This is a genomic window from Pseudomonas sp., from assembly GCF_049590575.1.
Classification (GTDB): domain Bacteria; phylum Pseudomonadota; class Gammaproteobacteria; order Pseudomonadales; family Pseudomonadaceae; genus Aquipseudomonas.
The window spans coordinates 1-12,145 of sequence record NZ_JBAWDE010000081.1 but is presented as its reverse complement, the minus strand read 5'-3'; the positions used below and the strand labels follow the sequence as shown (position 1 = coordinate 12,145).

The following is a 12,145-nucleotide window of genomic DNA, read 5'->3' as shown; positions in this document are numbered from 1 at the left end:
GTGTAGCGAACCACAGGAACGAAGCGCTGGCCGCGCCCGCCACGTACGCGCCGGGCTCGGTTTGCTGCGCACCCAGTGAGCCGATCAGCAGCACGGTGTCCAGGTACACATGCGGGTTGAGCAGCGTGACCGCCAGGGCGCTGAGTAACACGGCGCGCAGTGAACGCACCTTGAGGTTTGCGCCTTGTTCCAGGCTCTGTTTTGAAAACGCCCGACGTAACGCCAAAGTGCCGTACCACAACAGGAACGCCGCGCCACCCCAGCGGGCAACCGCCAGTAACAGTGGACTTTGCGCGAGCACCGTGGCCAGGCCGAATACGCCGGCGGCCACCAGAATTGCATCACACACGATGCAAAGTGCCGCCACCGGCAAATGATGCTCACGACGCAGGCTTTGCGCCAATACAAAGGCGTTTTGCGTGCCGATCGCCATGATCAGGCCGAGGGCGACCAGCAGCCCGTTCACATAGCTTTGCCACATAGGGTTTACTCCGCGTCTGCCGCCAATTGGCGCAATACATCCATGGCACGCTCGGCGTCCGCGCGGCCGACAAACAGGTGGTCGTGGTAATAACCGGCAATCACGTTGCAACTGATCCCGGCCTTGCCAAGTGCGCTGGCAAAGGCGGCGGTCAGGCCCACGGCTTGCAGGGCTGAATGCACATTGAGGGTGATCCACGCGGCGACGTAGTCGTAGGCCAGCCCGGCCTGTTCTGCTTGTTGGCGCTCGACGATCAATGTCAGCCCTTCCTGCTCGTGAAAGCTGCCGATCACTTCGCAACCCGCCGGGATGCGGTTGTCGGGCAGGGTGCAAAACACGTAGTCACCGTCATTGAGGTGCGGGCTCATGCTGCGCAGCAGGGTTACCAGGGCGGTTTCGCCAGCCATGTGAGGTTTCCTTATAAAGAGAGAAGCGATGTTGGCTATTCTCATGGTGCAAGCTGTATAAGAAAAACCAATATTGCTGATCTCTCATTAGAGAAACTGATGTTCGACTATAAATTGCTTTCCGCCCTCGCGGCGGTGGTGGAACAGGCCGGCTTCGAGCGCGGCGCGCAGGTGCTGGGGTTGTCGCAATCGGCGATTTCCCAGCGCATCAAGCTGCTCGAGGCGCGCATCGGCCAGCCGGTGCTGGTGCGGGCCACGCCGCCGTCGCCTACTGATGTCGGGCGCCGCCTGCTGAATCACGTGCAACAGGTGCGGCTGCTGGAGCGCGACCTGCAAAGCCTGGTGCCGGCACTCGACGAAGAAGGCATGCCCGAACGCCTGCGGATTGCGCTGAATGCCGACAGCCTGGCCACCTGGTGGGCCGAGGCGGTCAGCGGCTTTTGTGCCGAGCAGCATGTGCTGCTGGACCTGGTGGTGGAAGACCAGACCGTCGGCCTCAAGCGCATGCGTGCCGGTGAAGTGGCGGCCTGTATCTGCGCCAGTGAGCGCCCGGTGGCCGGCGCACGCAGCCTGCTGCTCGGTGCCATGCGCTATCGGGCGCTGGCCAGCCCGGCGTTTATTGCGCGGCATTTTCCCGAGGGCGTGCGCGCCGATCAGTTGGCGCGTACGCCGGCGCTGGTGTTCGGCCCGGATGATTTCCTGCAGCACCGCTACCTGGCTTCGCTCGGCGTGGAAGGTGGTTTCGAACACCATTTGTGCCCGTCGTCCGAAGGCTTTATCCGCCTGACGGAAGCCGGGCTCGGCTGGGGCCTGGTGCCCGAATTGCAGGTGCGTGACCAGCTGAAACGTGGCGTGCTGGTGGAGTTATTGCCAGATAAGCCGATTGATGTGCCGTTGTACTGGCATCATTGGCGCAGTGGCGGGCAACTGTTGAGCCTGTTGACCGACCATCTGGCCCGGGCGTGTGGCCAATGGTTGGTGCCGTTGGCGTGATGGCGGGCGTCAAGGCAACAGCGATGAAAAACGAAAGAGCACGGGGTAATACATGAAAATTCTGGTCACCGGCGCAAGCGGCTTCATCGGCGGGCGCTTCGCGCGTTTCGCCCTGGAGCAGGGCCTGGATGTACGGGTCAACGGGCGGCGCGCCGAAGGTGTGGAACACCTGGTAAGGCGCGGCGCCGAGTTTATCCAGGGTGATTTGAATGATGCCGACCTGGTGCGCCACCTGTGCCGCGATGTCGAAGCCGTGGTGCATTGCGCCGGCGCCGTTGGGCTGTGGGGCAAGTATCAGGACTTCCACCAGGGCAACGTGCTGGTCACCGAGAACGTCGTCGAAGCCTGCCTCAAGCAGCGCGTCGGGCGGCTGGTGCACTTGTCGTCGCCATCGATCTACTTCGATGGGCGCGATCACCTCGGGCTCACCGAGGAGCAAGTGCCCAAGCGCTTCAAGCATCCCTACGCGGCGACCAAGTACCTGGCGGAACAGAAGGTCTTCGGCGCTCAGGAGTTCGGTCTTGAAGTCGTCGCCCTGCGCCCGCGCTTCGTCACGGGGGCCGGTGACATGAGCATCTTCCCGCGCCTGCTGAAAATGCAGCGCAAGCACCGCCTGGCGATCGTCGGCGACGGCCTCAATAAAGTCGACTTCACCAGCGTGCACAACCTCAACGAAGCACTGCTCAGCAGCTTGCTCGCCACCGGCTCGGCACTGGGCAAGGCCTACAACATCAGCAACGGCACGCCGGTGCCGGTGTGGGATGTGGTGAACTACGTGATGCGCCAGATGGACATGCCGCAAGTCACCCGGTATCGGTCCTACGGTTTGTCCTACAGCGTGGCCGCAGTGAACGAGGCATTCTGTGCGATGTGGCCGGGGCGCCCGGAGCCGGCCTTGTCGCGGCTGGGCATGCAGCTAATGAACAAAGATTTCACCCTCGACATCAGCCGGGCCAGGCATTATCTGGACTACGAGCCCAAGGTCAGCCTGTGGACCGCACTCGACGAGTTCTGCAGTTGGTGGAAGGCCCAGGATCCGGGGTTCAAGTAAGCTCACACCCAGCAACACTTCGGGAACCGAATCCGCGGTTCCGGGTCGATCAGTGCGGCGCTAACGGGGTTTATACTCCCGTCGCTCGGCTTTACACGTAGCCATTTCACCGATTCAGGGTTGATTCATGCGTAACGATGCTAATGACGATTTTGACAACGTTCCCAGCCTGCGGGCCAACCTCGGGGACGATGATGATTTCGAGCCGACTCCCGCCACCTCCATGCGCTCGCGCACGCCACCGGTGGTCAAGGTCAAGAGCGCCAGCACCGGCCCGCTGTGGGCCTTGGTCGGCGCACTGCTGATCGCCTTCGCGGGCCTTGCCTGGTGGAGCTTCCAGCAGATTTCCCTGATGGGCCAGCAACTGGTCGCCACCCAGGAAAGTTTTGCGCGCATCAGCGAAGAAGCGGCGGGCCGCCTGCAGGATATTTCCGGCAAGGTGGTGGCCAGCGAGGCCAATGTGAACAACGGCAGCGAAGCCTTGAAACTGCAGATCAAGCAGCTGGAAACCCAGTTGCTGGAGCAGAGCAAGCAGCAGGTGGGCGTGGCGGGCCAGGCCTCCGAGCTGGACAAGCGTCTGGCGCAGATGACCGCCAGCACCACCGAGCTGTCCAATGCCAACGCCAAGCTGCAAGGCCAGGTGCAGGCCCTGACCGACGCCGTGGCGACGTTGAAGGCGGCCCAGGGTGACGTCAAGGATCTGTCCGCCGATGTGGCGGCCTTGAAGAAGCAGGGCAATCCGAGCGCGGCCATCGCCCGTATCGAACAGGACCTGGTGGTGCTCAAGAGCGCGCAGGAGAACCAGCCGGCCAACACTGACGCGCCGACCAATAAAGAGTTCGACGTGTTCCGGATCCAGACCACCCGCAACATCACTACCCTGCAGAGCCAGGTGCAGAGTTTGAGTCAGCAACTCAGCGCGCCGGCTCGCGGCACCCCGTAGGGGCCAGTGGCTTGTAAACCGGTGAAAATGTGGGGGCGGGGCCAAGCGCTGAACAGGATCGCCTGCAGCAAATGTCACCACCTGGTGACATTTCCGATCGCCTTCGTTACATGCCCCTGTCTCGGCCTTGTTTAGACTCCGGCCACCCCACAAAAAATAATAAGGGCCACCCATGACCACGCAACCACTGCCCGTCAGTAGTTGGCTGAACGCTCCTGCCCATCACACCTGGCTCGCCGCCGAAGGCCAGCGCCTGCTGGCGTTTGCCAAGGCCTCCCGGCTGCCGGACGGTTTTGGCAACCTGGACGACAAAGGCCAACTGCCGGCCGATGCCCACGCCGAGACCATGAACACCGCGCGCATGACCCACAGCTTTGCCATGGCACATGCAATGGGATTGCCCGGTTACGCCGAGCTGGTGGAGCACGGTGTGGCGGCCTTGAGTGGCCCGCTGCGCGATAGCGAACACGGTGGCTGGTTCGCCGCGCCGCATGCGGTCGATGGCAAGCGCGGCAAGGCCGCCTATCTGCACGCCTTTGTCGCCCTGGCCGCAAGCTCCGCGGTGGTGGCCGGCGCACCGGGTGCGCAAACCCTGTTGAACGACGCGGTGCATATCATCGACCAGTTTTTCTGGAGCGAGGAGGAGGGCGCCATGCTCGAATCCTTTGCCCAGGACTGGAGTGGCGTCGAAGCCTATCGCGGCGCCAACAGCAACATGCACGCCACCGAAGCCTTCCTGGCGCTGGCGGACGTGACCGGCGAGACGCGCTGGCTGGACCGCGCGCTGCGCATCGTCGAGCGGGTTATCCACTGCCACGCTGCCGGCAACCAGTTCATGGTGATCGAGCATTTCGATGCGCACTGGAAACCCCTGCTCGGTTACAACCAAGACCACCCCGCCGATGGCTTTCGCCCTTATGGCATCACTCCCGGCCACGGTTTCGAGTGGGCGCGGCTGGTGCTGCACCTGGAGGCCGCGCGCCTGCAAGCCGGGCTCGCCACGCCGGACTGGCTGCTGACCGACGCCAAGGGCCTGTTCGCCAGCGCCTGTGAATACGCCTGGTCCGTGGATGGCGCCGCCGGCATCGTCTACACCCTGGACTGGAACCAGCATCCGGTGGTGCGCGAGCGCCTGCACTGGACCCACGCCGAAGCCAGCGCCGCTGCCCAGGCCTTGCTTAAACGCACGGGCGAGTTGCATTACGAAACCTGGTACCGGCGCTTCTGGGAGTTTTGCGAAGCTCACTTTATCGACCGTATTCACGGCAGCTGGCACCACGAACTCAACCCGCATAACCAACCCAGCAGCAAGATCTGGGGCGGCAAGCCGGACCTGTACCATGCCTGGCAAGCGGTATTGCTGCCTGCGCTGCCGTTGGCGCCAAGCATGGCCAGTGCAATCGGGGCTGGGCGTTATGTCACCAAGTGGTGACATTTGTGCATCCCTTTGTTACCTGCGTTTGAAAAATCCATGTTTAAACTCCGTGCAGCGCAAGCTCTAGACTTGCATGCATAACAACAAGAAAAGGTATTCAGATGAACGCGATTAATCGCCTCGCCGTAGCTATTTCCGTTGCCTCGTTGTTTCCCCTCAGTGCATTTGCCGCCGACTCGAAAGGGACGGTTGAAGTTGTGCATTGGTGGACCTCGGGCGGTGAAAAAGCGGCTGTAGATGTCTTGAAGGCCCAAGTCGAAAAAGACGGCTTCACCTGGAAAGACGGCGCTGTTGCAGGTGGCGGCGGTGCCACTGCAATGACCGTGCTGAAAAGCCGCGCGGTCGCCGGTAACCCACCTGGCGTCGCCCAGATCAAAGGCCCCGACATCCAGGAATGGGCGTCCACCGGCCTGCTCGACACCGACGTATTGAAAGACGTCGCCAAGCAGGAAAAGTGGGACTCCCTGCTCGACAAGAAAGTCTCCGATACCGTGAAGTACGACGGTGACTACGTCGCCGTACCGGTCAACATCCACCGCGTGAACTGGCTGTGGATCAACCCGGAAGTCTTCAAGAAAGCCGGTATCACCAAAAACCCGACCACCCTCGAAGAATTCTACGCAGCCGGCGACAAGCTGAAAGCGGCGGGCTTCATTCCGCTCGCCCACGGTGGCCAGCCTTGGCAGGACAGCACCGTATTCGAAGCCGTGGTGCTGTCGGTGATGGGGGCGGACGGTTACAAGAAAGCCCTGGTCGACCTGGATAACGACGCGCTGACCGGCCCGCAAATGGTCAAGGCGCTGACCGAGCTGAAGAAAGTCGCGACCTACATGGACGTCGACGGCAAAGGCCAGGACTGGAACCTCGAAGCCGGTAAAGTCATCAACGGCAAGGCCGGCATGCAGATCATGGGCGACTGGGCCAAGTCCGAATGGACCGCCGCCAAGAAAGTCGCCGGCAAGGACTACGAGTGCGTAGCCTTCCCAGGCACCGACAAGGCCTTCACCTACAACATCGACTCCCTGGCGGTGTTCAAGCAGAAAGACAAAGGCACTGCGGCGGGTCAGCAGGACATCGCCAAAGTCGTGCTGGGTGAAAACTTCCAGAAAGTCTTCAGCATCAACAAGGGCTCGATCCCGGTTCGTACCGACATGCTCAATGAAATGGACAAGCTCGGCTTCGACTCCTGCGCCCAGACCGCTGCCAAGGACTTCCTGGCAGACGCCAAGACTGGCGGCCTGCAGCCAAGCATGGCGCACAACATGGCGACCAACCTGGCCGTGCAAGGTGCGTTCTTTGACGTCGTGACCAACTACCTTAACGACCCGAAAGCCGACCCGGCCGACACTGCCAAGAAACTCGGCGCTGCGATCAAGTCGTCCAAGTAACGTGTTTGCAGGAGCCGGCTTGCCGGCTCCTGCAAAGTGATGTGTGCAGTCCTTTTTCCCTGTATTGGATTTCCCCATGAGTTCTGTTGCTGTGTTCAGCAAAGCCTCGCCGTTCGATGCACTGCAGCGCTGGCTTCCGAAACTGGTGCTGGCGCCCAGCATGTTCATCGTGTTGGTGGGCTTCTACGGCTACATCCTGTGGACGTTTGTACTTTCGTTCACCACGTCCACGTTCCTGCCGAGCTACAAATGGGCGGGTCTTGCGCAGTACGAGCGGTTGTTCGACAACGACCGCTGGTGGGTAGCGAGCAAGAACCTGGCGGTTTTCGGCGGGATGTTTATCGGTATCACCCTGGTGATCGGCGTGACGCTGGCGATCTTCCTCGACCAGAAAATCCGCCGTGAAGGCTTTATCCGCACCATTTACCTGTACCCGATGGCGCTCTCGATGATCGTCACCGGTACCGCCTGGAAATGGCTGCTCAACCCAGGCATGGGCCTGGACAAACTCCTGCGTGACTGGGGTTGGGAAGGTTTCCGCCTGGACTGGCTGATCGACCCGGACCGCGTTGTGTACTGTCTGGTGATTGCCGCCGTGTGGCAAGCCTCGGGTTTCATCATGGCGATGTTCCTCGCCGGCCTGCGTGGGGTTGATCAGTCGATCATCCGCGCCGCACAGATCGACGGTGCAAGCCTGCCGCGCATCTACTGGAGCGTGGTGCTGCCAAGCCTGCGCCCGGTGTTTTTCAGTGCGGTGATGATCCTGGCGCACATTGCGATCAAGAGTTTCGACCTGGTAGCGGCGATGACCGCCGGCGGCCCGGGCTATTCGTCCGACTTGCCGGCGATGTTCATGTACTCGTTCACCTTCAGCCGTGGCCAGATGGGCATGGGCTCGGCCAGTGCAATCCTGATGCTCGGTGCGATCCTCGCGATCATCGTGCCTTACCTCTACTCCGAGCTGAGGACCAAGCGTAATGACTAGTCTCGCTAACAAACCGCCGATCAGCCTGAGTCGCGTCGCGATCTATGCGGTGCTGATCCTCGCGGTATTGCTGTACCTGGTGCCGCTGGTGGTGATGCTGCTGACCAGCTTCAAGACCCCGGAAGACATCAGCACCGGCAACCTGCTGAGCTGGCCGACCGTGGTCAGCGGCATCGGCTGGGTCAAGGCCTGGGCCACCGTCGACGGTTACTTCTGGAACTCGATCAAGATCACCGTTCCGGCCGTACTGATCTCCACCGCCATCGGTGCATTGAACGGCTACGTGTTGTCGTTCTGGCGTTTCAAAGGCTCGCAGCTGTTCTTCGGTTTGCTGTTGTTCGGCTGCTTCCTGCCGTTCCAGACCGTGCTGCTGCCGGCGTCGTTCACCCTCGGCAAGATGGGCCTGGCCAGCACCACCACCGGCCTGGTGTTTGTGCACGTGGTCTACGGGCTGGCGTTTACCACGCTTTTCTTCCGTAACTACTACGTCAGCATTCCAGATGCGCTGGTGAAGGCCGCACGCCTGGACGGTGCAGGGTTCTTCACCATCTTCCGTCGGATCATTCTGCCGATGTCGACCCCGATCATCATGGTCTGCCTGATCTGGCAATTCACCCAGATCTGGAACGACTTCCTGTTCGGTGTGGTGTTCTCCAGCGGCGACTCGCAGCCCATCACGGTGGCGCTGAACAACCTGGTCAACACCAGCACCGGGGCCAAGGAATATAACGTAGATATGGCGGCGGCGATGATCGCCGGGCTGCCGACCCTGCTGGTCTATGTGATCGCAGGCAAGTATTTCGTGCGCGGCCTCACGGCCGGCGCGGTCAAGGGGTAATCATGGCTACGCTTGAACTTCGCAATGTAAACAAGACCTACGGTGCCGGCCTGCCCGACACCCTGAAGAACATCGAGCTGTCGATCAAGGAAGGCGAATTCCTGATCCTGGTCGGCCCTTCGGGCTGCGGTAAATCCACGCTGATGAACTGCATCGCGGGCCTGGAAACCATCACCGGCGGCGCGATCATGATCGGTGACCAGGACGTCAGCGGCATGAGCCCCAAGGATCGCGACATCGCCATGGTGTTCCAGTCCTACGCGCTGTACCCGACCATGAGCGTGCGCGAGAACATCGAGTTCGGCCTGAAGATCCGCAAGATGCCCCAGGCCGACATCGACACTGAAGTCGCACGCGTGGCCAAGCTGCTGCAGATCGAACACCTGCTCAACCGCAAGCCTGGCCAGCTGTCCGGTGGCCAGCAACAGCGTGTGGCCATGGGCCGTGCCCTGGCGCGTCGGCCGAAGATCTACCTGTTCGACGAACCGCTGTCCAACCTCGACGCCAAGCTGCGCGTCGAAATGCGCACGGAAATGAAGCTGATGCACCAGCGCCTCAAGACCACCACGGTTTATGTCACGCACGACCAGATCGAAGCGATGACCCTGGGCGACAAAGTGGCGGTGATGAAGGACGGCATCATTCAACAATTCGGTACGCCGAAAGAAATCTACAACGACCCTGCTAACCTATTTGTGGCAAGCTTTATCGGTTCACCTCCCATGAACTTCATACCTTTGCGCCTGCAACGCAAAGATGGCCAACTGATGGCGCTGCTTGACAGCGGCCAGGCCCGTTGCGAGCTGCCGCTGAGCATGAACGACGCCGGCCTGGAAGACCGTGACGTGATCCTCGGTCTGCGCCCGGAGCAAATCGGACTGGCAGCGGGGGAGGGCAATGGCTCGTCGAGCATTCGTGCCGAAGTCCAGGTCACCGAGCCGACCGGCCCGGACACTCTGGTGTTTGTGCAGCTCAATGACACCAAGGTCTGCTGCCGCTTGGCGCCCGACGTGGCGCCACAGGTCGGCGAGACCCTGACACTGCAATTCGACCCGGCCAAGGTGTTGCTGTTTGACGCCAAAACCGGTGAGCGCCTTGGCACTGCTGCTTCATTGCCGAAAACGGCGCACGCCGACAACGTGGCCCAGTTCAAAGGCCGCTGAATGTAGATAAGTTGTTGTTTTAGATAAAAAAAGTAAACCGCGTTAGATAAAAACAGTTTAATAACAATAAAGACGAGGATGTAGGGATGAAAAAGCAACACAACAACACTCGGCTGATCTGCCAACTGTCAGCAGCTGCAGCCCTTGTATTGTCCGCCAATGCGATGGCAGACGATGCATTCAGCGCCAATTCCAAGTGGATGACCGGTGACTGGGGCGGTGAGCGTACCAAGCTGATCGAGCAAGGTATCGACATCAAGGCTGACTACGTAGGGGAAATGGGCGCCAACCTGCATGGCGGCTATAACGACGACAAAACCGGGCGTTACTCCGACCAGTTTGGCCTGGGCGTGGCGTTGGATCTGCAAAAGCTGTGGGGCTGGGATAACACCCAGGCCAAGATCCAGCTGACCAACCGTAATGGCCAGAACATCTCCAATGACCGCATCGGCGACCCACGTGCCGGCACGCTGAGTTCGTCCATGGAAGTGTACGGCCGTGGCCACATGGTGCGTCTGACCCAGTTCTGGATCCAGCACCAGATGTTCGACAACAAGCTGGACGTGAAACTCGGCTACTTCGGTGAAGGCGAAGACTTCAACACCTTCCCGTGCGACTTCCAGAACCTGTCGTTCTGCGGCTCCCAGGTCGGTAACTATGTAAACACCTGGTACAACTGGCCAGTCAGCCAGGCTGCCATCCGCGTGAAGTACAACATCACACCAGAGCTGTATGCCCAGATCGGTGCGTACAACCAGAACCCCTCGCAGCTGGAGCACGGCAACGGCTTCAAACTCAGCGGCAGCGGCACCAAGGGCACCGTGATTCCGGTGGAATTGGTCTGGTCGCCGAAAGTTAACAGCCTGCCGGGCGAATACCGTGTGGGTTACTACAAAAGCGCCGCCGATGCCGCCGACGTTCGTGAAGACGTCAACGGCAACGATGCTGCCACCACCGGTGCGGACTACCGCACCCGCAGCAGCAAAAAAGGCTACTGGTTCGTTGCGCAACAGCAACTCACCAGCCACAACGGCGACTCGTCGCGCGGCCTGAACATCGCGGCCAACGCCACCTTCCACGACAAGGAAACCAACCTGGTCGACAACTACCAGTCGCTGATGCTGGTGTACAAGGGCCCATTCGACGCGCGTCCAAAAGACGACATCGGTATTGGTGTGGCGCGTTTGCACGTCAACGATGACGTGAAGAAAAACGCCGAGCTGCTCAACGCTTCCAACGGCGTCAACGACTACGACAACCCGCTGTTCTCGCCTATCCGCGAAACCGAGTACAACATCGAACTCAACTACGGCGTCAAGGTGACCAACTGGCTGACCGTGCGTCCCAACCTGCAATACGTCGTGCAGCCTGGCGGCGTGGATAAAGTCGACAACGCGTTCGTAGCCGGTTTGAAAATCCAGTCTACGTTCTAACGCTGTTGCGATAAGCTCCTCCTCTCTGTGCGCATTTTGCGGGTAGCCATGGCTATCCGCTTTTTTTTGGGCAGCACTGTGATGATTTTCAGGACCGTGGCACATGCATGAGCATCCGCTGCAACGCTTTTTCAAATCCCTGCGCGAGCAACCGGTGTTCGCCTGGGAGCGCTTTCAGATGCGCGACGTGTTGGTCATCGACCACCCGCTGTGCCAGGCGGTGTTCAGCCGCCAGGGCGCACAACTGCTGCATTTTCAGCCGCGTGGCCAAAAGCCCTGGTTGTGGTGCGCGGCCAAGTGGCCGCAAGTCGGCGCCATCCGTGGCGGCGTACCGGTGTGCTGGCCGTGGTATGGCCGTCATCCCAGCGAAAACGCGTGGCCGTCCCACGGCTGGGCACGCTTGATCGACTGGAAGCTGATCGACAGCAGCACCGACGACGACGGCGTACGCCTGCACTGGCAATTACAGCTGTGCGACTGGCAGGTCGACCTGCACGCGCACCTGGGCGAAACCCTGGAGTTGCGCCTGAGCACCGAGCATCAGGACGAGCTGCCGTGCCAGCTGAGCCATGCTTTGCACGCCTATTGGCGTATTGGTCACGTCGATGAGGTAGCGCTGTCTGGGCTCGACGGCGCACAAGGTTATGACCAGCTCAATCGCCAGGCTTGCCAGCAGGAAGGCGAACTGCGGGTGGACGGCGGGTGCCAGCGGGTGTTCCAGCACGAGGGTGAGTTGCACCTCAAGGACCACGCCTGGCAGCGCGAACTGTGCATCGACACTGGCGACAGCGCCGACACCGTGGTGTGGCACCCAGGCAGCCGGCCGCTGCTCGGTGTCAGCTTCAACGAAGCGTCGGGGTTCGTGTGCGTGGAGTCGGCGATGGCCGGGGCGAGTCTGGCGCCGGGGGAGCGGGCGCATTTGAGTTTGCAGGCGCGGGCTGGGGTTTAGCGGTGGGGCTGAGGGCCCTATCGGGGGCAAGCCCCCTCCCACAGGGGAATGTATTTCAACTGTGGGAGGGGGCTTGCCC

12 protein-coding genes are annotated in these 12,145 nt (G+C 61.0%); 10 read left to right on the top strand and 2 right to left on the bottom strand.

The window, feature by feature from the left end; all coding sequences use genetic code 11:
- Both WBR57_RS06390 and WBR57_RS06385 read right to left on the bottom strand, forming a co-directional pair.
- The coding region (locus WBR57_RS06390; protein ID WP_424083110.1) for a LysE/ArgO family amino acid transporter at positions 1–481 on the bottom strand (481 nt) is incomplete at its 3' end.
- Positions 482–486: 5 nt separating this feature from the next.
- Positions 487–888, bottom strand: coding sequence for an ACT domain-containing protein (locus WBR57_RS06385; protein WP_424083109.1), 402 nt, complete (start codon positions 886–888; stop codon positions 487–489).
- 99 nt (positions 889–987) lie between these two features.
- Here WBR57_RS06385 and WBR57_RS06380 point away from each other — a divergent pair, with 99 nt between their 5' ends.
- The 10 genes from WBR57_RS06380 to WBR57_RS06335 all read left to right on the top strand — a co-directional run bounded on the left by WBR57_RS06380 (position 988) and on the right by WBR57_RS06335 (position 12,066).
- The gene (locus tag WBR57_RS06380) at positions 988–1,881 is read left to right on the top strand and encodes a LysR family transcriptional regulator ArgP (RefSeq protein WP_424083108.1); all 894 of its coding nucleotides are present in this window, start codon (positions 988–990) and stop codon (positions 1,879–1,881) included.
- Positions 1,882–1,933: 52 nt separating this feature from the next.
- Positions 1,934–2,932, top strand: a complete 999-nt coding sequence (locus WBR57_RS06375) for an NAD-dependent epimerase/dehydratase family protein (protein ID WP_424083107.1) — start codon at positions 1,934–1,936, stop codon at positions 2,930–2,932.
- A gap of 127 nt (positions 2,933–3,059) precedes the next feature.
- Positions 3,060–3,875, top strand: a complete 816-nt coding sequence (locus WBR57_RS06370; protein WP_424083106.1) for an ATPase — start codon at positions 3,060–3,062, stop codon at positions 3,873–3,875.
- Positions 3,876–4,047: 172 nt separating this feature from the next.
- Positions 4,048–5,307, top strand: a complete 1,260-nt coding sequence (locus WBR57_RS06365) for an AGE family epimerase/isomerase (RefSeq protein WP_424083105.1) — start codon at positions 4,048–4,050, stop codon at positions 5,305–5,307.
- Between the two features lie 104 nt (positions 5,308–5,411).
- Positions 5,412–6,698, top strand: coding sequence for an ABC transporter substrate-binding protein (locus WBR57_RS06360; protein WP_424083104.1), 1,287 nt, complete (start codon positions 5,412–5,414; stop codon positions 6,696–6,698).
- Between the two features lie 76 nt (positions 6,699–6,774).
- Positions 6,775–7,683 (top strand): carbohydrate ABC transporter permease, encoded by a 909-nt coding sequence (locus WBR57_RS06355; protein ID WP_034115703.1) that lies wholly within the window; start codon positions 6,775–6,777, stop codon positions 7,681–7,683.
- Complete coding sequence (locus WBR57_RS06350; RefSeq protein ID WP_424083103.1) at positions 7,676–8,521, top strand: carbohydrate ABC transporter permease; 846 nt, start codon at positions 7,676–7,678, stop codon at positions 8,519–8,521. The genes WBR57_RS06355 and WBR57_RS06350 overlap by 8 nt, the downstream gene beginning before the upstream one ends.
- Before the next feature lie 2 nt (positions 8,522–8,523).
- Positions 8,524–9,684: an ABC transporter ATP-binding protein gene (locus WBR57_RS06345; protein ID WP_424083102.1), complete on the top strand. Its 1,161-nt coding sequence runs from the start codon at positions 8,524–8,526 to the stop codon at positions 9,682–9,684.
- An 86-nt stretch (positions 9,685–9,770) separates the two neighbouring features.
- On the top strand, positions 9,771–11,117 hold the full coding sequence (locus tag WBR57_RS06340) for a carbohydrate porin (protein WP_424083101.1): 1,347 nt from the start codon (positions 9,771–9,773) through the stop codon (positions 11,115–11,117).
- Between the two features lie 103 nt (positions 11,118–11,220).
- Positions 11,221–12,066 carry a D-hexose-6-phosphate mutarotase gene (locus WBR57_RS06335; RefSeq protein ID WP_424083100.1) on the top strand — a complete coding sequence of 282 codons (846 nt, stop codon included), beginning with the start codon at positions 11,221–11,223 and terminating at the stop codon, positions 12,064–12,066.
- Positions 12,067–12,145 lie beyond the last annotated feature (79 nt).